We start from the raw sequence: 24084 nt of genomic DNA, 5'->3' as shown, positions 1-24084 counted from the left end.
CATGAAAATTGCGATAATTATCCCAACGTTAACTATTGGCGGAGCAGAGAAGGTCGCACTTAATACTGCAATTACTTTGGCTAATTTAGGGAATGAAATTCATTTCATTGTCATGACCCGCCGTATTGATCTTGAAATTCCTGATAATATAAAAATTCATCAGGGGCTGGGCAGTATCAAGGATGTATGCAAGGGAATTAAAGAGATCGCTCCAGAACGCTGTATTAGCTACATGGAGCGCGCTAATTTAACTGCCGCTATTGCCTGTCGGATTGCGAAAGTTAAGCACTATGCAACTGTCCACACTGCGCCAGCGGTTGGTTTCAAGATGCGTAGCCTAAAAAATCGTATAGCTATTGCGTTTACGTATCACTTGCTTCGAATGTTAGACACGAACGTTATCTGCGTTTGTAAAGGCGTGGCGTCCGATCTAAATAAATTGTACGGAATCAAAAACCTTCATGTGTTGCCTAATTTTGTTGACGTAACAGAAATTACAGCCTTAGCGCATCAAGAACAACAGTCCAGATATTATGACTTCACCTTTGTTGGACGACTTTCAAAGGTAAAAGGATGTCACATCTTTATTAAGTCCCTTGGTCTCATCAAACAGCAGTTAGAAACATATAATGTCAAAGTGGCTATCGTTGGTGATGGCCCAGAACGAACGCTTATCGAAGAACTTATCAATGAATTGCAACTCTCCGATATAGTCACTATGCTGGGTGCCAGGAAAAATCCATACCCCCTTATCAATAATTCAAAATGTATAGTTGTTCCTTCATACGCTGAAGGCTTTGGGATGGTAGTGCTTGAAAGCCTGGCATTAGGGAAAAAGGTTATTTATTCACGTTGCGATTTTGGGCCGCGTGAAATCATCAATGACAATTTCTGCGATCTTCAACATCTCGGCTTCGCCGATCCCTCTATTAATGAGGATACATCTATTCAGCAATTGCGTACTGTCATTGAAAAAGAGATAGTTTCTGAAACCATATATAACCAGCATGTTTTGATAGAACAAGTCGCTTCGAAATACAATAAAGATATAATTTGCAAGCGTCTTTTAGAAATATTGGATAAATAAAATGACTAATAATAACTTCTCTGCCAATGATCTTGTTTCTGTGATCATGCCCAGCTTTAATTCGTCGGCGACCATTGAGGAGAGTATTAACTCTGTGCAACGGCAGACGTACAAAAACTGGGAACTGTTGATTACAGATGATTGCTCAACCGATGAAACAATCGATATTATAAAGAGAAAAGCGAGTGAAGATCCGAGGATAGTTCTGTTTATCAACGATCACAATTCTGGTGCCGGCGTTTCCCGCAACAATTCTATCGCTAAAAGTAAAGGCCGATATATAGCCTTTCTTGATAGTGATGATTTATGGGATGAAAAGAAACTGGCTGAACAGGTCAATTTCATGAAAGAAAAAAATGTTGCTCTCTCCTATACTGCTTATCAAAAAATAGACACCCAGGGCGAGGCTGGGAAGATAATTACACCTCCTGAGAAAGTTAATTATCATGAACTGCTGAAATCCAATGTTATCGGTTGCCTGACAGCAATGTACGACCGCTCTGTATTAGGAACGGTTTACATGCCAACGATAAGAAAACGTCAGGATATGGCAACATGGTTAAACATCCTCAAAAATATTGATTATGCCTGGTGCTTAAATAGCGTCCTCGCCTATTATCGGGAAGGGCACGCAAGCTTATCTTCAAACAAGGTTAAAATATTACGCTCACAGTGGTCTTTTTATCGTGAGTATCTTGAGTTTAATCTTTTTAAAAGCAGTTATTACTTTGTTTTTTATATAGGACGTGCGTTGCTGAAACATAAAGCATGAATCTACAACGCACGATGGCTCAAAATGCTATCCTTCTAAATAACTCATGAGTTAACATCTCTGACACATTTCAAGCCGCGCATACGTGGCGCGGTGACCACACCTGACAGGAGTATGTAATGTCCAAGCAACAAATCGGCGTTGTTGGTATGGCCGTGATGGGGCGCAACCTGGCGCTGAACATCGAAAGCCGTGGCTATACCGTATCTATCTTCAACCGCTCGCGCGAAAAAACCGAAGAAGTTGTTGCCGAGAACCCAGGCAAAAAGCTGGTTCCTTACTACACCGTACAAGAATTTGTCGAATCTCTGGAAACTCCCCGCCGCATTCTGCTGATGGTGAAAGCCGGCGCGGGTACCGATGCCGCGATTGACTCCCTGAAACCTTACCTGGATAAAGGCGACATCATCATTGATGGCGGTAACACCTTCTTCCACGACACCATCCGCCGTAACCGTGAACTCTCTGCGGAAGGCTTTAACTTTATCGGCACCGGCGTATCCGGTGGTGAAGAGGGCGCGCTGAAAGGGCCTTCTATCATGCCTGGCGGCCAGAAAGAAGCTTACGAGCTGGTTGCGCCGATTCTGACCAAGATTGCTGCGGTAGCTGAAGATGGCGAACCGTGCGTCACCTATATCGGTCCTGACGGTGCCGGTCACTATGTCAAAATGGTGCACAACGGTATCGAATATGGCGATATGCAGCTTATCGCAGAAGCCTACGCTCTGCTGAAAGGCGGCCTGAACCTCTCTAACGACGAGCTGGCGAAAACCTTTAGCGAGTGGAATGCGGGCGAGCTGAGCAGCTATCTGATCGACATCACCAAAGATATCTTCACTAAGAAAGATGAAGAGGGCACTTACCTGGTTGACGTGATCCTTGATGAAGCGGCTAACAAAGGTACCGGTAAATGGACCAGCCAGAGCTCGCTGGATCTCGGCGAACCGCTGTCGCTGATCACCGAATCAGTATTCGCTCGTTACATCTCCTCGTTGAAAGAGCAGCGCGTTGCGGCTTCCAAAGTGCTTTCTGGCCCGCAGTCTAAACCGGCTGGCGATAAAGCGGAGTTCATTGAGAAAGTGCGTCGCGCCCTCTATCTGGGCAAAATCGTCTCCTACGCACAGGGCTTCTCTCAGCTGCGTGCCGCCTCTGACGAGCACAATTGGGATCTTAACTACGGCGAAATCGCGAAGATCTTCCGCGCGGGCTGCATCATTCGCGCGCAGTTCCTGCAGAAAATCACCGATGCCTATGCAGAAAACCCGGCTATCGCTAACCTGCTGCTGGCCCCTTACTTCAAGCAGATCGCTGATGATTACCAGCAGGCGCTGCGTGATGTTGTCGCCTATGCGGTTCAGAACGGCATTCCGGTACCGACTTTCTCCGCTGCCGTCGCTTACTATGACAGCTACCGCTCTGCGGTGCTGCCGGCGAACCTGATTCAGGCGCAGCGTGACTACTTTGGCGCACATACCTACAAGCGCACTGATAAAGACGGCGTATTCCATACGGAATGGCTGGATTAATCTGATAATCATTCGTCCGTTTTATACAAGCCCGGTTGTTGCAACCGGGCTTTTTTTCATCGAAACCGCGATAATTACGGGGAACGGGCATTTATTTTTAGGAATAAAGCCAGGTAAAGTCAGGCAGGGCGCGCTTCGCAGTCGCTGTTTGTCTTATTGACACCCTCTCAACGGAAGAGGTAAAAACCCCAACAGTTATTGATATAAAGCGGTGGCGATGGGATCGCCACCTCCGGTTTCATACACTGACAAAAGTTGCTTATCGAATGAAAATAACAATCTCCGGAACAGGTTACGTTGGGTTATCAAACGGGATCCTTATCGCGCAGAACCATGAAGTCGTCGCGCTCGATATTGTGCAGTCCAAAGTGGATATGCTTAATGAGAAAATTTCTCCGATCGTGGATAAAGAGATTGAGGAGTATTTACAGACTAAGCCACTCAATTTCCGCGCAACCACGGATAAGCATGACGCCTACCGCAACGCGGATTACGTGATTATCGCCACGCCGACCGATTATGATCCTAAATCCAACTACTTCAATACCAGCAGCGTAGAGTCGGTGATCCGCGATGTTCACGCCATCAATCCCCAGGCAGTGATGATTATCAAATCGACCATCCCGGTGGGCTTCACCCAGTCGATTAAAGAGAAGCTGGGCATTGATAATGTCATTTTCTCGCCAGAATTCCTGCGCGAAGGCAGAGCGCTGTACGACAACCTGCACCCGTCACGTATCGTGATTGGCGAGCGCTCAGAACGCGCCGAACGCTTTGCGGCACTGCTGCAGGAAGGCGCTATCAAACAAGATATTCCGGTGCTGTTTACGGACTCTACCGAAGCAGAAGCGATCAAGCTGTTCGCCAACACTTATCTGGCAATGCGCGTTGCCTACTTTAACGAGCTGGACAGCTATGCCGAGAGCCTTGGCCTGAACACGCGTCAAATTATTGAGGGCGTCTGCCTCGATCCGCGCATCGGAAACCACTATAACAACCCCTCATTTGGTTACGGCGGCTACTGCCTGCCGAAAGATACCAAGCAGCTGCTGGCGAACTATCAGTCAGTGCCGAACAACATTATTTCGGCGATTGTTGATGCTAACCGCACGCGCAAAGACTTTATTGCTGACTCCATCCTGGCGCGCAAACCGAAAGTTGTCGGTATTTATCGCCTGGTGATGAAGAGCGGTTCGGACAACTTCCGCGCGTCGTCGATTCAGGGCATCATGAAGCGCATTAAAGCGAAGGGCGTGCAGGTAATCGTCTATGAGCCAGTGATGCAGGAAGATGAGTTCTTCCACTCGCGAGTGGTGCGCGATCTTGAAGCGTTTAAACAAGAGTCGGATGTGATTGTCTCTAACCGCATGGCTAGTGAGCTGCAAGACGTTGCAGATAAGGTCTATACCAGAGACTTATTCAACTACGATTAAGCGCGAGCCTAAACAAACCAAACGGCCCAAATGGGCCGTTTGTTGTTATTCTGGTTTACATTCGTATTGTGCAATTACCAGGAGTTTGAGTGCTAAATCTGCGGATGTGCCTAAATAGTGTTCGCTAACATTTATTTACACGTAATCCTATAGCAAAAAAAGAGCGAACCGCTAAACTCGCGCTTTATCACTCTATTTTTTAGCGCTTCTAATTTAGGGTAGCTATGACAGACGAAAAGAATAATCACTCCTCAATAGAGAGTGGTGAGGCTGGACAGATTGATTTGATTGATGTGCTGATGCAGATCTGGCGTGGGAAATGGGTTGTTGTTGCCACTATAGTACTCAGCTTAATTATTGCAGCTGCTTACCTGAACTTCGCAAAAGAGAAATGGACCTCTGTTGCGGTTATCAGTTCACCAGATGCCGGTCAGATTGTTGATTACACCAGCGCCATGAGTATCCTAACCAATGACGATCATTTCGATATCAGTGGCATACAGCAACGCGTAATTGGTCGATTTAACTCAGCGTTTGCCGCTCTTTCTGAAACCCTGGATAATCAAGATATCCCTGAAAAATTATCTATAAGTACCGCGGTGCAGGGGCAACCGCTGCCGCTTAAAGTGACTTATCAGGGTTCTAGTGCGAGAGAATCCCAGCAAAAACTGGCTGAATATATCCAGCAGGTTGATGAGCTTATCGCGAAAGAGCTGGTTGATGATCTTGAGATCAACATTAAGTCACGCACCGACGATCTCGTTGAATCCTTGACTACTCAGGAAAAAGTGGCGCAGGAGCAAAAAGATCTGCGTATCAAACAGATTATGCAGGCGCTCTCTGTAGCTAAAGAGGCGGAAGTTCGCTCGCCGCTGGTGCAGCAAACGGAAAATGTGTCGCAGGATACGATGTTTCTGCTCGGTAGCGCCGCGCTGGAGTCGATGATTAAAAATGAGTCTTCACGTCCGCTAGTGTTCTCTGACGACTACTATAAAACCCGGCAAAACCTGCTTGATCTGAAGACAATCGAGATCAAACCGGGCACGATTCATAGCTATCGCTATGTGATGAAACCCACTTTGCCGATTCATCGTGACAGCCCGCGGCGCTCGCTGACAATGATTCTGGCTGTGCTTCTCGGCGGTATCATTGGCTCAGCATTCGTTCTGATTAGAAACGCGGTGCGAAGCTACCAACCGAAAGCGTAAAAAAGAAAAACCGGGCACAGCCCGGTTTTTTTATGCCCGCCGTTTACTGATGCCGCGCGCGCAGGTTCTCAATCACAGTGGTTAAATCGAGATTTTGATCCTGTAGCAGCACCAGCAGGTGATACATCAGATCCGATGCTTCATTGGTCAACTCTTCGCGGTCGTTCACCGTTGCCGCCAGCGCCGTCTCTACGCCTTCTTCACCAACCTTCTGCGCAATACGCTTCGTACCGCTGGCATAAAGTTTGGCGGTGTAGGAGCTGGCCGGATCGGCGCTCTTACGCTCAGCTAGCAGCGTTTCCAGCTGATAGAGAAACAGCCACTGGTGGTTGGTGTCGCCAAAACAACTGGAGGTGCCTTTATGGCAGGTGGGGCCAATCGGATTAACCAGCACCAGCAGCGTATCGTTGTCGCAATCAGCGGTAATCTTCACCACATTGAGGTAGTGCCCGGAGGTTTCGCCTTTGGTCCACAGGCGGCCTTTGGTGCGCGAGAAGAAGGTCACTTTGCCGCTTTCCAGCGTTTTTGCCAGCGCCTCTTTGTTCATATAGCCCAGCATCAGCACTTCGCCGGAGACCGCGTGTTGCACCACGGCGGGCAGCAGTCCGTCGGTTTTTTCCCAGTCCAGTTGGGAGAGTTGTTGCTCTGTTAACATACCCTGATCTCCACGCCCTGGCCTGCCAGGTACGCTTTTAATTCACCAATATTGATAATCTGTTTGTGGAACACCGAGGCCGCCAGCGCGCCATCGACATCCGCATCGCGGAAGGCTTCAAGGAAGTGTTCCATCGTGCCGGCCCCGCCGGAGGCGATCAGCGGCACGTTGCATACCTCGCGCACTTTTTTCAGTTGTTCCAGGTCGTAACCATTACGCACGCCATCCTGGTTCATCATATTCAGCACAATTTCACCGGCGCCGCGCTTCTGCACCTCTTGCACCCAATCGAGGGTTTCCCACTGCGTCACACGCGTGCGGCTCTCATCGCCGGTATATTGATTCACGTGATACTTGCCGGTTGCGGCATCGAACCAGGTATCAATCCCGACCACAATGCACTGCACGCCAAAGCGGTCCGCCAGCCGGGTAATCAGCTCAGGATCTGCCAATGCCGGTGAGTTAATTGAGATCTTGTCCGCGCCAAAGGAGAGGATCTGCGCCGCATCCTCAATCGATTTGATGCCGCCCGCCACGCAGAAGGGGATATCAATCACCTCCGCCACGCGCGTCACCCAGCTTTTATCCACCACGCGGCCATCGCTGGAAGCGGTGATATCGTAAAACACTAGCTCATCTGCGCCTTCCTCGGCGTAGCGTTTTGCCAGCGGCACAATGTCGCCGATGATCTCATGGTTGCGAAACTGCACGCCTTTCACCACCTGGCCATCACGCACATCGAGACAAGGGATTATCCGTTTTGCCAGCATTGAATGGCCTCCTTCACCGTAAATTTACCTTCCAGCAGCGCGCGGCCAACAATCACGCCGCCCACGCCTGTGCCGCGCAGCGCGGCGATATCATTAATGTCGCCAATGCCGCCGGAGGATTGAAACGCCACCTGCGGCCAGCGGGCGCAGATCTCTTCATACAGCGACACATTCGAGCCTGCCAGCGTACCGTCGCGGGAGATATCCGTACACAACACGTGGCGCAGGCCAACGGCGAGATAGGTCTCTACCAGCGCTTCCAGCGTCACGCCGGAGTTCTCCTGCCAGCCGCTGATCGCCACCTGTTTTGTGCCTTGCTCATCAATGCGCACATCCAGCGCCAGCACCAGCTTGTCGGCGCCGAAACGGGTGAACCAGCCTTTGACCATCTCGGGGGATTTCACCGCCGTCGAGCCAATCACCACTCGCGCCACACCCGCGTCGAGCAGGGCGGCAACATCCTCTTCGCTGCGCACGCCACCGCCAACCTGCACCGGCACAGTGACGCCCGCCACCAGCGTTTTCAGCAAGGGGATCTGGCGACGCGCCGGATCTTTCGCACCGGTTAAATCGACGAGGTGTAACAGCTGCGCGCCCTGAGCGGCATACTCCTGCAAGCGCGGCAGCGGATCGCTGCCATAGTCGCGCTGCTGGGCGTAATCGCCCTGATGCAGACGCACCACGCTGCCATCAATCAAATCTAAAGCGGGAATGATCATCACATCTCCAGGAAGTTTTTCAGCAGCTGCGCGCCCGCGCGCCCGGAGCGCTCCGGGTGAAACTGCACGCCGTAGAAGTTGTCGCTCTGTACGGCGGCGGTAAACGGCTCGCCATAATCACAGCGGGCGATGGTGCTGGCATTCACCGGCATTGCATAGCTGTGAACAAAGTAGAAGTAGGCGCCATCCTCAATGCCCTGGAACAGGCGATGGCCCGCTTTCGGGTAGACCTGGTTCCAGCCCATATGCGGCAGCGGCAGCCCGACATCGTTCATTTTCGGTACCGCTTCATCAATAATGCCCAGCAGGTCGACGCCGCCATTCTCTTCGCTGAAACGCCCGAGCAGCTGCATACCGAGGCAGATGCCCAGCACCGGCTGGGTGCAGGCTTTGACCAGCTCAATCAGCTCGCGCTCGCGCAGCTGATCCATCGCCGCCTGCGCGGTGCCGACGCCCGGCAGAAACAGCTTGTCGGCACGCAGCACCACGTCGGGATCGCGGCTGACCAGCGGCTCATAGCCGTGGCGCATAATGGCAGACTGCACCGAGTGAAGGTTGGCGCAGCCGGTATCGAGGATCACCACATTCATCACAGCACTCCTTTTGAAGAGGGAAGGGTATCACCCTCAACGCGGATCGCCTGACGCAGCGTACGGCCAAAGGCTTTAAACAGGCTCTCGACGCGGTGGTGATCGTTTTTGCCCTTGGTCTTCAGGTGCAGGGTCAGCGCCATGGTGTAGGAGAGCGAGCGGAAGAAGTGCTCCACCATTTCGGTGCTCAGATCGCCGACGCGCTGATAGGTGAACTCCGCTTTATATTCCAGATGCGGGCGGCCGGAGATATCCATCGCGCAGCGGGCCAGGCACTCATCCATCGGCAGCACAAAGCCGAAACGGTTAATGCCGCGTTTGTCGCCAAGCGCCAGCTTCAGCGCTTCGCCCAGCGCCAGGCCGGTATCTTCTACGGTGTGGTGATCGTCGATATAGAGATCGCCTTTCACCGCAATCTCCATGCGAAAACCGCCGTGGGTGGCGATCTGATCGAGCATATGGTCGAAGAAGCCGACGCCGGTGTTGATCTTGCTGCCGCCTTCGCGGTCGAGCCACACCTTGACCTCGATCTGCGTCTCTTTGGTGTTACGCACAACGTGAGCGTAGCGGTCGCGGCGGGTCAGCTGCTCGCCAATCATCGCCCAGTTCAGGGTTTCACGGTTGTAGCGCAGGCCGCCAATCGCCATGTTGTCCGCCAGCTCGATGTCGGTGGCGCGATCGCCAATCACGTAGCTGTTGGCGCGATCCAGCGCGCCTTCTTCCAGCCAGCGCTCGACCAGTTTCACTTTCGGTTTGCGGCAGTCGCAGTTATCGGCGGGCAGATGCGGGCAGATCAACACCTCTTCGAACTCCACGCCCTGGGACTGGAAAATCTGCATCATCAGGTTGTGCGGGCCGTCAAAATCCGCCTGCGGCAAGCTGCTGGTGCCCAGACCATCCTGATTGGTGATCATCACCAGTTTATAGCCCGCCGCCTGCAGCTTGAGCAGCACCGGGATCGCCTGCGGCTCAAAGGCCAGCTTGTCAAATCGGTCCACCTGAAAATCGGTGGGCGGCTCGGAAATCAGTGTTCCGTCACGATCAATAAACAGGTACTTCTGGCTCATACTTGCTCCGCACGTAAAGCGTCAATGACGCGCTGGCTCTCTTCACGGGTACCAATAGTGATACGCAGACAGCCGCTTAAAGAGGGTTGCTTGTTCTGGTCTCTCAGGATAATGCCCTGATCCCACAGCGATTTAAACACCGCGCTCGAGGCGGTCATGCGCACAAGAATATAGTTGGTTTCGGAGTCGAACACCTGCTCAACGCAGGGAATACCGCGCAACGCATTCACTAAGTAGGCCCGCTCGGCGACGATCTGCGCCACGCGCTCACGCATCGCCGCCACACCCTGCGGGGTGAGCGCCTGCGCGGCGATATCGGCCACCGGCGTGGAGAGCGGGTAGGGGGCAATCACTTTCATCAGCAGGGCGATCACCTCTTCATTGGCGAGGGTAAAGCCGCAGCGCAGCCCCGCCAGCGCAAAGGCTTTGGATAAGGTGCGCAAAATAACCAGGTGCGGATACTCGTTCAGCCAGCCGGCGAGCGTCGCCTGCGGGCAGAACTCAATATAGGCTTCATCGGCGATAACCAGCGCTTTACCGCGGGTCATCTCCAGCAGGCTGCGCAGATCCTGCGGGTTGATAATCTGCCCGGTCGGGTTGTTGGGGCTGCACACGTAGACCAGCTTCACGCCGTCCAGTTTATCGGCGATGCCCTGTAAATCCAGCTGCCAGTTTTCACGGGCCAGCACCGTGCGGTACTCGACGCCGAAGGTTTCCGCGCTGACGCTGTACATGCCATAGGTCGGCGGGCAGAAGAGCACCGCATCCTGGCCCGGCTCGCAGAAGGCGCGGATCAGCAACTCAATCCCTTCATCAGCCCCGCGGCTTACCAGCACCTGCTCCGGTTTCACGCCCGCGTACTGGGCGTAGTTATCGATCACCGCTTTCGGCTGGCACTCCGGATAGCGGTTGAGCGCGTTTTGCGACAAATCGAACGGCACTGCGGTCGGGAACTCGTTGGCGTTCAGCCAGACATCACCTTTGCCGCCAAGGCGGCGCGCCGACTGGTAAGGGGTCAGTTCGCGGACATTTTTACGCGCCAACTCTTCAATGCTCATGCTTGCTCCTTCAGCGCCTTGACGCGCAGGGTAACGGCGTTTTTGTGCGCGGTCAGGCGTTCAGCCGCCGCCAGCGTTTCGATGGTGCTGGCAAGCTGCGCAAACCCTTCGCGCGAAAGCTCCTGCACCGTCATGCGTTTCTGGAAATCTGCCAGCCCGAGGCTGGAGCAGGTCGCGGTGTAGCCATAGGTCGGCAGCACGTGGTTAGTGCCGGAGGCGTAATCACCCGCTGACTCCGGCGACCAGTCACCGAGGAACACCGAACCGGCGCTGGTAATGCTCTCCACCAGCGACCGCGCGTCGCGGGTCTGAATAATCAGGTGCTCCGGGCCGTACTGGTTTGAAATAGCCACGCACTGCGCCAGATCGCGCGCCACAATCAGCCGGCTGGCGGCAAGCGCCTGGCGTGCCGTCTCCGCACGCGGCAGGTCGGCGAGCTGGCGCTCAACGGCCTGCGCCACGCGTGATGCCATTTCGCTATCGGGGGTCAGCAGGATCACCTGCGAATCAGGGCCGTGCTCCGCCTGCGACAGCAGATCCGAGGCGACAAAATCGGGTGTTGCACCGCTGTCAGCAATCACCAGCACTTCGGAGGGACCGGCCGGCATATCGATTGCCGCGCCATCGAGGCGCTGGCTCACCTGGCGTTTAGCTTCGGTGACGAAGGCGTTGCCTGGGCCAAAAATTTTATCCACTTTCGGCACTGATTCGGTGCCGAGGGCGAGGGCGGCAATCGCCTGCGCGCCGCCGACCTGATAGACCGCCTGCACGCCACACAGCTGCGCGGCGTAGAGAATTTCATCAGCGATAGGCGGCGGTGAGCAGAGCACCACTTTGCGGCAGCCTGCGATGCGCGCCGGGGTCGCCAGCATTAACACCGTCGAGAAGAGCGGCGCGGAGCCGCCGGGAATATAGAGCCCCACCGAGTCAATCGGACGGGTTACCTGCTGGCAGCGCACGCCAGGCAGGGTTTCCACATCCACGGTTGGCAGAATTTGCGCGGTGTGGAAGGTGTCGATGTTCTTCACCGCCACTGCCATTGCCTGTTTGATCTCGTCACCCAGGCGCGCGCTGGCGTCTTCAATCTGTTGCGCGGTCACTTTCAGCGCGTCGACCTGGGTTTTGTCGAACTTGGCGCTAAAGGCGCGCAGGGCGTCATCGCCGCGCGCGCGGACTTCTTCAATAATTTCTGCGACCGTACGGGTAATGCTTTCGGAGGCGGAGATCGCCGGGCGCAGCAAGAGGGCGCGCTGCTCCTCTTCACTACAGCTGTTCCAGTCGATGATGGTGTTAAAGCTCATACTCTTTTCCTTATTTAGCGAACGGGACCGCAGGCCGCACACAGCGAGGCCTTACTCCATCATCTTCTCAATCGGCAGCACCAGAATGGAGCTGGCGCCCAGCGCTTTCAGCTTCTCCATGGTCTCCCAGAAGAGCGTTTCGCTGCTGACCATGTGCATCGCCACGCGCTGCTGATCGCCTGCCAGCGGCAGAATGGTCGGGCGCTCAGCGCCCGGCAGCAGGGCGATCACCTCGTCCAGGCGCTCGCTCGGCGCGTGCATCATGATGTATTTCGACTCGCGCGCCTGAATCACGCCCTGAATACGGGTCAGCAGTTTGTCGATCAACTGCTGTTTGGCCTCTGGCATCTCGCCGTCGCGCTGGATCAGGCAGGCTTTCGAGCGGTAAATCACTTCGACTTCGCGCAGGCCGTTCGCTTCCAGCGTTGCGCCGGTGGAGACGAGATCGCAAATCGCATCCGCCAGACCGGCACGCGGGGCGACTTCAACCGAGCCATTCAGCAGACAGGATTTAAACGACACGCCTTTCTGATCGAGGTAGCGTTTCAGCAGGTGAGGGTAGGAGGTAGCGATGCGTTTGCCATTGAGCGACAGCGGACCGTCCCAGGCTTCATCCACCGCCGTTGCCAGCGACAGTCGACAGCCGCCGAAATCGAGGCGGCGCAAAGTGAAGTAGCGCGGATCTTCACCCTGTGCGCGGCGGGTCAGCAGCTCTTCTTCTAAAACGTTCTCGCCAATAATGCCGAGGTCGACCACGCCATCCATTACCAGGCCTGGAATATCGTCATCGCGTACACGCAGAATATCGATCGGCATATTTTCCGCGAGGGCGATTAAGCGCTGGGTGTGCAGGTTGATCTTGATCCCGCAGCGGGCCAGCAATTCGCGTGAATCGTCACTAAGACGGCCGGATTTCTGAATAGCTATGCGTAAACGCGAGTTATCTAACATTCTGTTGTCCTCTGTAATCCTGCTAAAAATTGTCCAAAAAAAGCCCCGGAAGGCGATCTTCCGGGGGCTCTCTTTGCGTTCATGCACCACTGGAAGATCTGACTCTCTTCCAGCACACATCGCCTGAAAGACTAGTCAGGGTGATGGTGATGATGGTGGTGTTTAAATGGAACGCGGTTCATAAAATTCTCGATGAATGCTTATTCATATGTTGGCATTTACCGTAAACCAGGTTGGTCGTTGAAGGCAAGGGCTTTTTTTATGATTAAATCATTTCATATACGTTCTGTGAATTGTCACTGACAGAGCGCTGGCGTAGCCTAATAGTATTCGCAGGTTGTAAGCAGGGGAGATGCATGAAAAAAGTCGCAATTGTCGGATTAGGCTGGTTGGGGATGCCGCTGGCGCTCTCATTAACTGCGCGGGGCTGGCACGTGACCGGCAGTAAGACCACGGAAGATGGCGTCGAGGCGGCGCGCATGTGCGGTATCGAAAGCTATCTGCTTAAGCTCGAACCTGAACTGGTGTGTGACCCGGACGATCTTGATGCACTAATGAATGTTGACGCGCTGGTGATCACGCTACCCGCCCGGCGCAGCGGCCCCGGCGAGGAGTTCTATCTGCAGGCGATGCAGGAGATTGTCGACAGCGCGCTGGCGCACCGCATTCCACGCATCCTCTTTACCAGCTCAACCTCGGTCTACGGCGATGCGCCAGGCACCGTTAAAGAGACCACGCCGCGCCAGCCGGTGACGGCCAGCGGGCGGGTGCTGAAGGAGCTTGAGGACTGGCTGCACAATTTACCGGGCACTCAGGTCGACATTCTGCGTCTGGCAGGATTAGTCGGACCATCCCGCCATCCGGGGCGCTTCTTCGCCGGTAAAACCGCGCCGGACGGTCAGCTTGGCGTTAACCTCGTGCATCTCGAAGATGTGGTTGCCGCTATTACGCTGCTGCTGCAGTCGCCGAAAGGGGGGCACATTTATAATATCTGCGCCCCTGCGCATCCGACGCGCGAAACCTTCTATCCGGCAATGGCGCGTAAGCTGGGTCTGCCAGCGCCAACCTTTACCGATTCGCCCGCGGAAAAGCGCGGCAAAGTGGTAGATGGCAGCCGCATCTGTTCTGAGCTAGGCTTTGAATATCTCTACCCTGATCCGATGCAGATGCCTCTGGAGTAGGGTTTTTTAGCAAAAAATGCGATTAGAAGGATTAATGATCGAGCTGGCGTTTAAAAATCAAACGGTTAGACATCATTAATTTCTATAGCGGCCTGCATTGTATTGTCATTGTGCTTCAACCTGGTGCAGAATATGCCGCTGCAAAAAATAGAGAAGATTAACCGACGTTCAACGCGTCGGTTATTTTTTTGCAAGCAAAACGTCATTCAATAAAAGAGGCCGGGCTTCGTACCGGATAGATACACATTTAAAAACCGACAGTCGTTGTCGCTGAGGAAAGAACACAAATGGGGCAATATTTTGCATTTGCGACGGCCGCCGCCGTTCTGGGGGAAAGCCATGTCGCATAACGTTACTCCAAAAACCTCTCGCGTGGAATTGCGTAAGACCCTTACGCTGATTCCGGTTGTAATGATGGGCCTTGCCTATATGCAGCCGATGACGCTGTTCGATACGTTCGGTATCGTTTCCGGCCTGACCGATGGTCATGTGGCAACCGCCTACGCGTTTGCCCTGGTCGCTATTCTCTTTACTGCCCTGAGCTACGGTAAACTGGTTCGCCGTTTCCCGTCGGCAGGCTCCGCCTATACCTATGCGCAGAAATCCATCTCCCCGGCCGTGGGCTTTATGGTGGGCTGGTCATCGCTGCTGGACTACCTGTTCATGCCGATGATCAACATTCTGCTGGCGAAAATTTACTTTGAAGCGCTGGTGCCTTCTATTCCGTCGTGGCTGTTCGTGGTGGCGCTGGTGGCCTTTATGACCATCTCCAACCTGCGCAGCATTAAGACCGTGGCGAACTTCAACACCCTGATCGTGATCCTGCAGATGGGCATCGTTGCCGTCATTGTCGGGCTTATTATCTACGGTGTGTCGCACGGCGAAGGCGCAGGCACGCTGACCAGCACCCGTCCGTTCTGGTCTGAGGGCGCGCATGTGGTGCCGATGATCACCGGTGCGACGATCCTCTGCTTCTCGTTCCTCGGCTTCGACGGCATCTCCTCGCTTTCTGAAGAGACCAAAGACGCTGAGCGCGTAATTCCGCGCGCGATCTTCCTCACCGCACTGCTGGGCGGCGTGGTCTTTATCGTGGCCTCTTACTTCCTGCAGCTCTACTTCCCGGATATCTCGCGCTTTAAAGATCCGGATGCGTCGCAGCCGGAAATCATGCTCTACGTTGCGGGTAAAACCTTCCAGTGGGGCGTGCTGATTTTCTCAAGCGTTACCGTACTGGCATCCGGTATGGCGGCACATGCGGGCGTTTCCCGTCTGATGTACGTGATGGGCCGCGACGGCGTCTTCCCGACCCGTTTCTTCGGCTACGTACACCCGAAATGGCGTACTCCGGCATGGAACGTGCTGCTGGTTGGCGCGATTGCGCTGCTGGCGATTAACTTCGATCTGGTCACCGCTACGGCGCTGATCAACTTCGGTGCGCTGGTGGCCTTCACCTTCGTTAACCTGTCGGTGATCTCCCAGTTCTGGATCCGCGAGAAGCGCAACAAAACGCTGAAAGACCACTTCAACTACCTGGTGCTGCCGGTCTGCGGCGCGCTGACGGTCGGTGCGCTGTGGGTTAACCTCGAAGAGAGCTCGATGGTACTGGGCCTTATCTGGGGCGCAATTGGTCTGGTTTACCTGGCCTGCGTGACCCGCAGCTTCCGTAACCCGGTGCCGCAGTACGAAGATATCACTCAGTAAGATCTGCTCAGACAGATAACAGAACCGGAGGCCACGCCTCCGGTTTTTTTTCGCCTTCGCTCTTCCTCGCGCCGCTAATAACAAAACACCCTATGCTAGACCATTTTGTTATTGGTTCCCGCCCGGCTGCTTGTGAATAATTTGCGATCTTGTTTTTCCGGACTCTATTACCGTTATGTTCTCAATGATTGTAAGTGGATTGATCTGCGGCGCGCTGCTCGGCTTTGTGATGCAGCGGGGCCGTTTCTGCCTCACCGGCGGCTTTCGCGACATGTATATCGCGAAAAATAACCGCATGTTTTATGCCCTGCTGATCGCGATTGCGATCCAGAGCGTGGGCGTTTTCGCCCTGATTCAGGCGGGTGTGGTGCAGTATGACGCTGGCGCTTTCCCGTGGCTTGGCACCGTGGTGGGCGGCTATATTTTTGGGCTTGGCATCGTCTACGCAGGCGGTTGTGCGACCGGGACCTGGTATCGCGCCGGGGAAGGGTTGATCGGCAGCTGGATTGCGCTCTTTACCTATATGGTGATGAGCGCGGTGATGCGCTCGCCGAACGCTGCGGGCCTCAACCAGCTGTTGAAAACCTATAGCACCGAGCACAACTCAATTGCCGAGACCTTTGGCTTCTCCGTCTGGCCGCTGATTGTGTTGCTAGTGGCGGTGACGCTGTGGGTGGTTGCCAAAGAGCTGCGCAAACCGAAGCTGAAAGTCGCCTCATTGCCGCCGCGCAGAACCGGTCTTGCACACATTCTGTTTGAGAAGCGCTGGCATCCGTTTGTCACCGCCGTGCTGATCGGCCTGATTGCGCTGCTGGCATGGCCGCTGAGCGAAGCCACCGGGCGTATGTTTGGTCTTGGCATCACCTCGCCGACCGCCAACATTCTGCAATTTTTGGTGGCAGGACAAAGCAAAGTGCTGAACTGGGGCGTCTTCCTGGTGCTGGGTATCTTCCTGGGATCGCTGATTGCGGCGAAAGCCAGCCGCGAGTTCCGCGTGCGCGCCGCCGATGCGCAAACCACGCTGCGCAGCGGCTTTGGTGGGCTGCTGATGGGCGTCGGTGCCAGCATGGCGGGCGGCTGCTCCATCGGTAACGGTCTGGTAATGACGGCGATGATGACCTGGCAGGGGTGGATCGGTCTGGTATTTATGATCCTTGGCGTATGGACCGCGTCATGGTTTTTATATGTTCGTCCACAGCGCAAAGCGAAGCTTGCCGCGGCTGTGGCCTAAATAAACAGGAGCTGTTATGGCAGTTAAAAAACTCGATGTGGTAACGCAGGTATGCCCGTTCCCACTGATTGAAGCAAAAGCGGCGCTGGCAGAGATGCACAGCGGCGATGAACTGGTGATTGAGTTCGACTGCACCCAGGCGACGGAAGCGATTCCTCAGTGGGCGGCAGAAGAGGGGCACACCATTACGGATTACCAGCAGGTAGGTGATGCCGCCTGGAGCATCACCGTCCAGAAGGCGTAAGCCGCAGGCCCTCCCGCGCGCGGGAGGGCGACTTTCAGACAATCTCTTCGGCGTACTGCCACAGCGCTTTCAACAGCGCCTGTTTCTCACTGTCCCCATCATACTGCTGGAACAGCGCCTGCAACTCTTCGGCATAGCGTTGCAAAAACTCCGGGGTAAAGATCTCGCGGCGATGCGCCAGCCAGCGCTGCTGCTCCTCTTCATCGAGCGTGCCGGGGAAGTTGCGCGCCCGGTAGTTAAACAGCAGTTTCTCAATGCGCCCGTCGGCAAAGGTGATATCCAGCGCCGGTAAGTTGCGCGGCTCGGTCTCAAGCAGGATTTTCATGGCGGCGCGGTCGGCATCGCTGAAAAAGCCGTTGTAGATCTGCGCGTCGACATTCTCCGACGGCACAAACGGCTCTGCTTCGGCGAAGATCGCCAGCACTTTTTCGCGTACCTGCGGATGGTCGCGCAGGATCTGTAAATTATCGAGACAGCGCTGGCGATCGATACCGAGCCGCTCGGCATCCTCTGGCCGCAGCGTGTTGGCCTGCGCCAGCACCGGGCACTTGTTCAGATGCACCAGCTTGACCGGCACCGCCGCGTCATCGCCCAGCTCGCTCTTCGGCGTATAGAGGCGCTCACGCAATGCATCGGTGTCCAGCTCCAGCAGCGGCGACATATCGCCCGCCAGATCGACCATAATCACCGCGTTGCGGTTTTCCGGATGCCACGCCAGCGGCGCAACCCAGCTGGTATTGCCGCGCGCCGCGCCAAACATGCCAGAGACATGCACCAGCGGCTTCATCTGCGGCACATCAATCAAGGTCGCCAGCTTCTGCTTGCTGCGATGGCTATAGAGATAGGCAAACAGCTTCGGCTGCTTCGCTTTCACCAGTTGTGCCATGGCGATGGTGGCATAGACATCCGCCATCGCGTCGTGGGCGTTGCTGTGCTCAATGCCGTTCGCTTTGGTCAGGTGCTCAAGGCGGAAACTCGGCAGACCTTCCTCATTTTCCGGCCAGTTGATCCCCTCCGGGCGCAGGGCGTAGCAGGCGCGCATCACATCCAGCAGATCCCAGCGGGAGTTGTGGTTTTGCCAGCTCCAGGCGTAGGGATCGTAGAAGTTGCGGTAAAAAATATTGCGCGTCACTTCATCATCAAAACGGACGTTGTTGTAACCTACCACGCAGGTATTTGGCACGGTGAAGAGGTCGTGAATGCGTTTAGCAAACGCCGCTTCATTTTCACCTTTGGCGCGCGCCACCTGCGGGGTAATGCCGGTGATCAGCACCGCTTCAGGCTGGGGGAGATAGTCATCGGCGGGTTTGCAGTAGAAGACTTCCGGCTCGCCGATGGTCGTGAAATCGGCGTCGGTGCGCAGCGCGGCGAACTGCGCCGGGCGATCCAGCGCGGGGCTGGTTCCGAAGGTCTCGTAATCATGAAAAAGAAATGTCGGGGTTGCCGGGGAATCAGACACCAGAAGCTCATCCTGTCAGAAAGTATGCCGACTATGGTAAACCATCGTCGCCCGTGTGCCGAAGAAAAACCGTGCCAGCTTACGGCGCAACTCGCAAAAACAGGGGCTTAAAAATGATTTATGTCACATTTCTTTGCAATTTTGCCAGGTAACGACACACGAAGTTCCGTACAAAGGACGCCCCTTTCCGATGTATTGAGGATATTTCATTGAAACGCCGTTTGTTTGCTGCTTCATTGTTGGCGGTGAGCGTCCATTGCGCTCAGGCCGACGACCTCCCATTTGCCCCTCAGCCCCCGGCAGTGCAGGCCGGATCATGGGTCTTGATGGACTACACCACCGGGCAAGTCTTAACTGCGGGGCATGAGCATCAGCAGCGTAATCCGGCGAGTCTCACCAAATTGATGACCGGCTATGTCGTCGACCGCGCCATTGATAGCCATCGCATCAGTGCGGACGACGTGGTTACGGTTGGCAAAGATGCCTGGGCGCAGGGCAACCCGGTGTTTGCCGGATCGTCACTGATGTTCCTTAAGCCGGGCGATCGCCTGACGGTGCGCGATCTGAGCCGCGGGCTGATTGTCGATTCCGGGAACGACGCCTGCGTGGCGCTGGCGGATCACGTCGCCGGTGGGCAGCCGCAGTTCGTGGCGATGATGAACGACTATGTGCAGAAGCTGAATCTGCGTGATACCCATTTTGAAACGGTACATGGCCTGGATGCGCCGGGGCAGCACAGCTCGGCCTACGATCTGGCGGTATTATCGCGCGCCATTATTCACGGCGAGCCGGACTTCTATCATATGTACAGCGAAAAGAGCCTGACGTGGAACGGCATCACCCAGCAGAACCGCAACGGGCTGCTGTGGGATAAAAGCCTGAACGTCGATGGGCTGAAGACCGGCCACACCTCCGGCGCGGGCTTTAACCTGATTGCCTCAAGCGTTGATGGTCAACGCCGTTTGATCGCGGTGATCATGGGCGCGGACAGCCCGAAAGGGCGCGAAGAGCAGGCGCGCAAGCTGCTGCACTGGGGTCAGCAGAACTTTGATACGGTTGAGATCCTGCGTAACGGCAAAAAAGTGGGCAGCGAGCGCGTCTGGTATGGCGATAAAGAGCTGATTGCTGTCGGCACCAATGAGGATCGCTGGCTGGTGCTGCCGAAAGCGGAGCTGCAAAACATCAAAGCGAAATATGTGCTGGACAGCAAAGAGCTGGAAGCGCCGCTTGCCGCCCATCAGCGCGTCGGTGAAATCCAGCTTTATGACCGTGATAAAGTGATTGCCAAAATGCCGCTGGTGACGCTGGAGAGCGTTGGCAAAGGCGGGCTCTTCTCCCGACTGAGCGACTACCTGCACCACAAAGGTTGACCATCGTGCGGGCAGAGTGGCAGGCTTGCGAGTCTGCTCGCATAATTGACGCGTGCGGCAAGCCTGATGGTCGCCGGGTAGATATACTGTACAGACAAACAGTAACGCGCAGGAGGTCACGATGGGCTACAACGTTAAGCAATCAGAGCAGCGCCGTATCGCCGGGTTTCATCTGGTGGGGCCGTGGGAAGAGAAGGTGAAGCAGGGCTTCCAGCAGTTACTGCTGTGGGTCGAGCATAACCAGATCCAGCCGCTGGAGTGGGTCAGCGTCTATTACGATAACCCCGATGAAGTGCCGCCGGAGAAGCTGCGCTGTGATGTCGCCATCACAGTCGAGCGCGACTTCCAGGTGCCTGTTAATAGCGCAGGCGTTATCACCACCGACATTCCCGGCGGCCACTATGCGGTGATGAGCGCACGGGTCTACAACGAAGATTTTGAAGGCAGCTGGAATCTCTTTTTCGACGAGCTGTTGGGTGACACCTCGGTGCAGATTGGTGCCGGCCCCTGTTTTGAGATCTACCAGAACGACGGTAAGGGCGACGGTTTCTGGGACATTGAGATGTATATCCCCGTCGAGCCGAACGCCCACTAAAGCCGGGCAGGGCAAAAAAGGCCGCGAGAGTGATGCTGGCGGCCTCTTTTTTTGTCCTGACAGGGCATTGGCAGGAAAAAATACCGCTACAATTGCGCCTTTCTTTTTGACCCGGAGCCTGGCTGTGCGTCGCGACAAATCCCTCAGCCCGTTTGAAATTCGACTTTATCGCCACTACCGCGTGGTGCACGGCGTGCGCATTGCGCTGGCGTTTATCCTCACCTTTTTGCTTATCCGCCTGCTCAATGTCCCGGAGGGTACCTGGCCATTGATCACCCTGGTGGTGCTGATGGGGCCGATCTCCTTCTGGGGCAACGTGGTGCCGCGCGCCTTTGAGCGCATCGGCGGTACCATTTTCGGCGCGGTGCTGGGGCTGGTGGCGTTAAAGCTGGAGCTTTACTCTCTGCCGCTGATGCTGCTGTGGTGCGCCGCCGCCATGTTTCTCTGCGGCTGGCTGGCGCTCGGCAAAAAGCCTTACCAGGCGCTGCTGATTGGGATCACCCTTGCGGTCGTCGTGGGTGGGCCAAGCGGCGATATGCACACGGCGCTGTGGCGCGGTGGCGATGTGATTATCGGTTCGCTGCTCGCCATGCTCTTTACCGGCATCTGGCCGCAGCGCGCCTTTTTGCACTGGCGCATTCAGATGGCGAACTACGTCACGGCCTTTAACCGCGTCTATCAGGGCGGTTTCTCACGCAACCTGGTGGAGCGGCCACGGCTGGAGAAGCATCTGCAAAAAATCCTCAACGACGTGGTAAAGATGCGCGGGCTGATTACCCCCGCCTGCAAAGAGACCCATATCCAGAAAGCGATCTTCGAGGCGATCCAGACCGTCAGCCGCAATATGGTCTGCATGCTGGAGCTGCAAATCAACGCCCACTGGAGCTCACGCGCCAGCCACTTCGTGATGATTAATGCCAGCACGCTGCAAGAGACGCAGCAGATGACCCAGCAGACGCTGCTCACCATCGCTCACGCGCTCTATGAGGGCAACCCGCAGCCGATCCTGGCGAACACGGAAAAGCTTAACGATATCGTCGCCGAGCTGCGGCAGTTGATTGGCGAACATCAGGGCGATGCGGTGACGGAAACCTCCATTCACGGCTATGTCTGGCTTAGCATGGAGCTGGCGCGCCAGCTGGAATTGTTATCGCATTTGATCTGCCGGGCGCTGCGCAAATAAACGGCTAATAACCGCCTCGGGGTGTCAGGTTGTTTCGATTCAGCTATATTTGCGGTTATGATAGCCAGCAGGAAAACTTATTGTCATATGCCACTGCTTTGGGTAGGTTTGCCTCTCAGGTGATGGCCTTAACGAATCCGAATCTCAATTAATCAGGGGTGTCAAAATGGAAACAACCAAGCCTTCATTCCAGGACGTTCTGGAATTTGTGCGTCTGTTCCGTCGCAAAAACAAACTGCAGCGCGAAATTCAGGACGTTGAGAAAAAGATCCGTGATAACCAGAAACGCGTTCTGCTGCTGGACAACCTCAGCGACTACATCAAGCCGGGCATGAGCGTTGAAGCCATTCAGGGCATTATTGCCAGCATGCGTACCGACTACGAAGATCGCGTTGATGACTACATCATCAAAAACGCCGAGCTGTCGAAAGAGCGCCGCGAAATCTCTAAGAAACTGAAAACCATGGGCGAACTGAAGTCGGTTGAAAACAAAGCCGAGTAAGCGCCTGCGCGGTGAGAGCCTCGTCTCTCACCGTCTTCTCTTTTCTCCATCCCCTTCCACTTTTCTTCCTCCTTTTTTCTTTATCACCCATAAAAACCAGGCCTTTCTCTGTTTGCAGAGTGGTAAAATGCGCCGCGCAGAAAGCACATCAGGACGTTTAAACATCATCAGGAGCCCGCATGTTAACGCTTGTCACCGGCGGCGCGCGCAGCGGCAAAAGCCGTCACGCCGAATCGTTAGTCAGCCACGCGCCGCGAGTGTTATATATCGCCACCGCGCAAATTTTTGATGAAGAGATGGCCGCGCGCATTGACCATCATCGCCAGAGCCGCCCGGCACACTGGCGCACGGAGGAGCGCTGGCAACAGATAAGCAATATCATCACCGCGCACAGCGATGCGGATGAAGCGATTGTGCTGGAGTGCATCACCACACTGGTGACTAATCTGCTTTTCGCCTTTGGCGGCAGCGACGATGCTGAGGGGTGGGATTACGCCAGGCTGGAGGCGCAGGTGCAGCAGGAGATCGACGCACTGATCGCTGCCTGCAACACCTGTCCCTCGTCGGTGGTGATGGTAACCAATGAAGTTGGAATGGGGATCGTGCCGGAAAACCGTCTGGCGCGGCATTTTCGTGATATTGCCGGGCGCGTTAATCAGCGGCTTGCTCAGGCCGCCGATGAGGTCTGGCTGGTGGTATCGGGAATTGGAGTGAAAATAAAATGATCAAGTTGTTCTTCGCCACATTGTCGTTTATCAGCCGCATTCCGGTGCCGGGCCGCTGGGTACAGGGGCTGGATGGGGCGGACTATGTGCGTGGGATCACCACTTTTCCGCTGGTCGGCCTGCTGCTTGGCGGCCTGAGCGGTCTTCTTTTCATGGTCTTGCACACCTGGTGCGGTGTACCGCTGGCGGCACTGTTGAGCGTGCTGGCGCTGGCGTTGCTGACCGGCGGTTTCCATCTCGATGGTCTGGCAGATACCTGCGATGGCGTTTTCTCGGCCCGCCGACGCGAGCGCATGCTGGAGATTATGCGCGATAGCAGGCTCGGCACCCACGGCGGGCTGGCGCTGGTGTTTGTGCTGGTGGCAAAAATCCTCTTGCTCAGCGAGCTTCAGTTGCGCGATACGCCGATGATAGCGGCGCTGGCGGCGGCCTGTGCTGCCGGGCGCGGCTGCTCGGTGTTACTAATGTTCGGTCACCGCTACGCCCGCGACGAAGGGCTGGGCAATCTGTTTATTGGCAAAGTTTCCGGCAGAGATACCTTTGTCACCTTAATCATCACTGCACTGATAACCGTGGCGCTGCTTGGTGCGCAGGGCGTGCTGGCGCTGCTGGTCACTATGGTGGCGATTTACCTGCTCGGCTGGTTGCTCAAGCGCACCCTCGGCGGGCAGACCGGCGACACCCTCGGCGCGGCGATTGAGCTTGGCGAGGTTATCTTCCTGTTGGCGCTACTCTGATCCCTTAACGAGAGACCTC

The 24084-nt window shown here is 55.3% G+C and carries 25 protein-coding genes and 1 other annotated feature; of the genes, 15 read left to right on the top strand and 10 right to left on the bottom strand.

What is annotated here, in order from left to right:
• The first annotated feature begins 1 nt into the window (after window position 1).
• From BWI95_RS20020 to wzzB, 5 genes are all read left to right on the top strand, one after another.
• The gene (locus BWI95_RS20020) at window positions 2–1087 is read left to right on the top strand and encodes a glycosyltransferase (protein ID WP_076770119.1); all 1086 of its coding nucleotides are present in this window, start codon (window positions 2–4) and stop codon (window positions 1085–1087) included.
• A gap of 1 nt (window position 1088) precedes the next feature.
• The gene (locus BWI95_RS20015) at window positions 1089–1859 is read left to right on the top strand and encodes a glycosyltransferase family 2 protein (RefSeq protein ID WP_076770118.1); all 771 of its coding nucleotides are present in this window, start codon (window positions 1089–1091) and stop codon (window positions 1857–1859) included.
• Between the two features lie 119 nt (window positions 1860–1978).
• Complete coding sequence (gndA, locus tag BWI95_RS20010) at window positions 1979–3385, top strand: NADP-dependent phosphogluconate dehydrogenase (protein WP_076770117.1); 1407 nt, start codon at window positions 1979–1981, stop codon at window positions 3383–3385.
• Between the two features lie 266 nt (window positions 3386–3651).
• Window positions 3652–4818 (top strand): UDP-glucose 6-dehydrogenase, encoded by a 1167-nt coding sequence (gene ugd, locus BWI95_RS20005; protein WP_054803211.1) that lies wholly within the window; start codon window positions 3652–3654, stop codon window positions 4816–4818.
• 224 nt (window positions 4819–5042) lie between these two features.
• Window positions 5043–6026 (top strand): LPS O-antigen chain length determinant protein WzzB, encoded by a 984-nt coding sequence (gene wzzB, locus BWI95_RS20000; protein ID WP_054803210.1) that lies wholly within the window; start codon window positions 5043–5045, stop codon window positions 6024–6026.
• Window positions 6027–6069: 43 nt separating this feature from the next.
• Here wzzB and hisIE read toward each other — a convergent pair whose 3' ends face one another.
• The 9 genes from hisIE to hisL form a co-directional block, all read right to left on the bottom strand.
• A complete protein-coding gene (gene hisIE, locus BWI95_RS19995; protein ID WP_054803209.1) occupies window positions 6070–6681 on the bottom strand; it encodes a bifunctional phosphoribosyl-AMP cyclohydrolase/phosphoribosyl-ATP diphosphatase HisIE in 612 nt (203 codons plus the stop codon).
• Window positions 6675–7451, bottom strand: a complete 777-nt coding sequence (gene hisF / locus BWI95_RS19990) for an imidazole glycerol phosphate synthase subunit HisF (protein ID WP_076770116.1) — start codon at window positions 7449–7451, stop codon at window positions 6675–6677. The genes hisIE and hisF overlap by 7 nt, the downstream gene beginning before the upstream one ends.
• Window positions 7433–8170, bottom strand: a complete 738-nt coding sequence (gene hisA, locus BWI95_RS19985) for a 1-(5-phosphoribosyl)-5-[(5-phosphoribosylamino)methylideneamino]imidazole-4-carboxamide isomerase (RefSeq protein WP_054803235.1) — start codon at window positions 8168–8170, stop codon at window positions 7433–7435. Before hisA ends, hisF begins: the two co-directional genes overlap by 19 nt.
• A complete protein-coding gene (hisH, locus tag BWI95_RS19980) occupies window positions 8170–8760 on the bottom strand; it encodes an imidazole glycerol phosphate synthase subunit HisH (RefSeq protein ID WP_023479202.1) in 591 nt (196 codons plus the stop codon). The genes hisA and hisH overlap by 1 nt, the downstream gene beginning before the upstream one ends.
• Complete coding sequence (hisB, locus tag BWI95_RS19975; RefSeq protein ID WP_023479121.1) at window positions 8760–9827, bottom strand: bifunctional histidinol-phosphatase/imidazoleglycerol-phosphate dehydratase HisB; 1068 nt, start codon at window positions 9825–9827, stop codon at window positions 8760–8762. The genes hisH and hisB overlap by 1 nt, the downstream gene beginning before the upstream one ends.
• Entirely contained in the window at window positions 9824–10885 is a 1062-nt protein-coding gene (gene hisC / locus BWI95_RS19970; protein ID WP_076770115.1) for a histidinol-phosphate transaminase, read from the bottom strand. Before hisC ends, hisB begins: the two co-directional genes overlap by 4 nt.
• On the bottom strand, window positions 10882–12186 hold the full coding sequence (hisD, locus tag BWI95_RS19965; protein WP_054803208.1) for a histidinol dehydrogenase: 1305 nt from the start codon (window positions 12184–12186) through the stop codon (window positions 10882–10884). Before hisD ends, hisC begins: the two co-directional genes overlap by 4 nt.
• 51 nt (window positions 12187–12237) lie before the next feature.
• Entirely contained in the window at window positions 12238–13137 is a 900-nt protein-coding gene (gene hisG / locus BWI95_RS19960; protein WP_023479108.1) for an ATP phosphoribosyltransferase, read from the bottom strand.
• A 35-nt stretch (window positions 13138–13172) separates the two neighbouring features.
• Window positions 13173–13293, bottom strand: a sequence feature (His leader region).
• On the bottom strand, window positions 13269–13319 hold the full coding sequence (hisL, locus tag BWI95_RS23415) for a his operon leader peptide (protein WP_128484015.1): 51 nt from the start codon (window positions 13317–13319) through the stop codon (window positions 13269–13271). (Overlaps the previous feature by 25 nt.)
• A 174-nt stretch (window positions 13320–13493) precedes the next feature.
• Between hisL and BWI95_RS19955 the strand changes: the two genes are divergently transcribed.
• The 4 genes from BWI95_RS19955 to tsuB all read left to right on the top strand — a co-directional run bounded on the left by BWI95_RS19955 (window position 13494) and on the right by tsuB (window position 17494).
• Window positions 13494–14318, top strand: a complete 825-nt coding sequence (locus BWI95_RS19955; RefSeq protein ID WP_076770114.1) for an SDR family oxidoreductase — start codon at window positions 13494–13496, stop codon at window positions 14316–14318.
• Between the two features lie 339 nt (window positions 14319–14657).
• Entirely contained in the window at window positions 14658–16019 is a 1362-nt protein-coding gene (locus BWI95_RS19950) for an APC family permease (protein WP_023479165.1), read from the top strand.
• Between the two features lie 175 nt (window positions 16020–16194).
• Window positions 16195–17250, top strand: coding sequence for a thiosulfate utilization transporter TsuA/YeeE (gene tsuA, locus BWI95_RS19945; protein ID WP_054803206.1), 1056 nt, complete (start codon window positions 16195–16197; stop codon window positions 17248–17250).
• Between the two features lie 16 nt (window positions 17251–17266).
• Window positions 17267–17494 (top strand): thiosulfate utilization sulfurtransferase TsuB/YeeD, encoded by a 228-nt coding sequence (gene tsuB / locus BWI95_RS19940; RefSeq protein ID WP_023479141.1) that lies wholly within the window; start codon window positions 17267–17269, stop codon window positions 17492–17494.
• 34 nt (window positions 17495–17528) lie between these two features.
• On the opposite strand, the gene sbcB is transcribed toward tsuB, so the two are convergent.
• Window positions 17529–18953: an exodeoxyribonuclease I gene (gene sbcB, locus BWI95_RS19935; RefSeq protein WP_076770113.1), complete on the bottom strand. Its 1425-nt coding sequence runs from the start codon at window positions 18951–18953 to the stop codon at window positions 17529–17531.
• Between the two features lie 209 nt (window positions 18954–19162).
• Here sbcB and dacD point away from each other — a divergent pair, with 209 nt between their 5' ends.
• The 6 genes from dacD (at window position 19163) to cobS (ending at window position 24065) form a co-directional block, all read left to right on the top strand.
• Window positions 19163–20323 carry a serine-type D-Ala-D-Ala carboxypeptidase DacD gene (gene dacD / locus BWI95_RS19930; RefSeq protein WP_054803205.1) on the top strand — a complete coding sequence of 387 codons (1161 nt, stop codon included), beginning with the start codon at window positions 19163–19165 and terminating at the stop codon, window positions 20321–20323.
• Between the two features lie 121 nt (window positions 20324–20444).
• Window positions 20445–20918 carry a DNA gyrase inhibitor SbmC gene (gene sbmC, locus BWI95_RS19925; protein ID WP_054803204.1) on the top strand — a complete coding sequence of 158 codons (474 nt, stop codon included), beginning with the start codon at window positions 20445–20447 and terminating at the stop codon, window positions 20916–20918.
• Window positions 20919–21042: 124 nt separating this feature from the next.
• Complete coding sequence (locus BWI95_RS19920; protein ID WP_023479166.1) at window positions 21043–22101, top strand: FUSC family protein; 1059 nt, start codon at window positions 21043–21045, stop codon at window positions 22099–22101.
• 166 nt (window positions 22102–22267) lie between these two features.
• Window positions 22268–22603, top strand: coding sequence for a DUF496 family protein (locus BWI95_RS19915; protein WP_054803203.1), 336 nt, complete (start codon window positions 22268–22270; stop codon window positions 22601–22603).
• 179 nt (window positions 22604–22782) lie between these two features.
• On the top strand, window positions 22783–23328 hold the full coding sequence (cobU, locus tag BWI95_RS19910) for a bifunctional adenosylcobinamide kinase/adenosylcobinamide-phosphate guanylyltransferase (protein ID WP_054803202.1): 546 nt from the start codon (window positions 22783–22785) through the stop codon (window positions 23326–23328).
• On the top strand, window positions 23325–24065 hold the full coding sequence (gene cobS, locus BWI95_RS19905; protein WP_076770112.1) for an adenosylcobinamide-GDP ribazoletransferase: 741 nt from the start codon (window positions 23325–23327) through the stop codon (window positions 24063–24065). Before cobU ends, cobS begins: the two co-directional genes overlap by 4 nt.
• The last annotated feature ends 19 nt before the right edge of the window (window positions 24066–24084 follow it).

It is taken from the genome of Kosakonia cowanii JCM 10956 = DSM 18146 (assembly GCF_001975225.1).
GTDB classification, from domain to species: domain Bacteria; phylum Pseudomonadota; class Gammaproteobacteria; order Enterobacterales; family Enterobacteriaceae; genus Kosakonia; species Kosakonia cowanii.
The sequence above is the reverse complement of the archived record's forward strand: the minus strand, read 5'-3'. Positions and strand labels throughout refer to the sequence as shown.

Coding starts and splice junctions, on each gene's coding strand:
- BWI95_RS20020 (WP_076770119.1), top strand. CDS start 2: ATGAAAATTGCGATAATTATCCCAACGTTAACTATTGGCGGAGCAGAG.
- BWI95_RS20015 (WP_076770118.1), top strand. CDS start 1,089: ATGACTAATAATAACTTCTCTGCCAATGATCTTGTTTCTGTGATCATG.
- gndA (WP_076770117.1), top strand. CDS start 1,979: ATGTCCAAGCAACAAATCGGCGTTGTTGGTATGGCCGTGATGGGGCGC.
- ugd (WP_054803211.1), top strand. CDS start 3,652: ATGAAAATAACAATCTCCGGAACAGGTTACGTTGGGTTATCAAACGGG.
- wzzB (WP_054803210.1), top strand. CDS start 5,043: ATGACAGACGAAAAGAATAATCACTCCTCAATAGAGAGTGGTGAGGCT.
- hisIE (WP_054803209.1), bottom strand. CDS start 6,681: ATGTTAACAGAGCAACAACTCTCCCAACTGGACTGGGAAAAAACCGAC.
- hisF (WP_076770116.1), bottom strand. CDS start 7,451: ATGCTGGCAAAACGGATAATCCCTTGTCTCGATGTGCGTGATGGCCAG.
- hisA (WP_054803235.1), bottom strand. CDS start 8,170: ATGATCATTCCCGCTTTAGATTTGATTGATGGCAGCGTGGTGCGTCTG.
- hisH (WP_023479202.1), bottom strand. CDS start 8,760: ATGAATGTGGTGATCCTCGATACCGGCTGCGCCAACCTTCACTCGGTG.
- hisB (WP_023479121.1), bottom strand. CDS start 9,827: ATGAGCCAGAAGTACCTGTTTATTGATCGTGACGGAACACTGATTTCC.
- hisC (WP_076770115.1), bottom strand. CDS start 10,885: ATGAGCATTGAAGAGTTGGCGCGTAAAAATGTCCGCGAACTGACCCCT.
- hisD (WP_054803208.1), bottom strand. CDS start 12,186: ATGAGCTTTAACACCATCATCGACTGGAACAGCTGTAGTGAAGAGGAG.
- hisG (WP_023479108.1), bottom strand. CDS start 13,137: ATGTTAGATAACTCGCGTTTACGCATAGCTATTCAGAAATCCGGCCGT.
- BWI95_RS19955 (WP_076770114.1), top strand. CDS start 13,494: ATGAAAAAAGTCGCAATTGTCGGATTAGGCTGGTTGGGGATGCCGCTG.
- BWI95_RS19950 (WP_023479165.1), top strand. CDS start 14,658: ATGTCGCATAACGTTACTCCAAAAACCTCTCGCGTGGAATTGCGTAAG.
- tsuA (WP_054803206.1), top strand. CDS start 16,195: ATGTTCTCAATGATTGTAAGTGGATTGATCTGCGGCGCGCTGCTCGGC.
- tsuB (WP_023479141.1), top strand. CDS start 17,267: ATGGCAGTTAAAAAACTCGATGTGGTAACGCAGGTATGCCCGTTCCCA.
- sbmC (WP_054803204.1), top strand. CDS start 20,445: ATGGGCTACAACGTTAAGCAATCAGAGCAGCGCCGTATCGCCGGGTTT.
- BWI95_RS19915 (WP_054803203.1), top strand. CDS start 22,268: ATGGAAACAACCAAGCCTTCATTCCAGGACGTTCTGGAATTTGTGCGT.
- cobU (WP_054803202.1), top strand. CDS start 22,783: ATGTTAACGCTTGTCACCGGCGGCGCGCGCAGCGGCAAAAGCCGTCAC.
- cobS (WP_076770112.1), top strand. CDS start 23,325: ATGATCAAGTTGTTCTTCGCCACATTGTCGTTTATCAGCCGCATTCCG.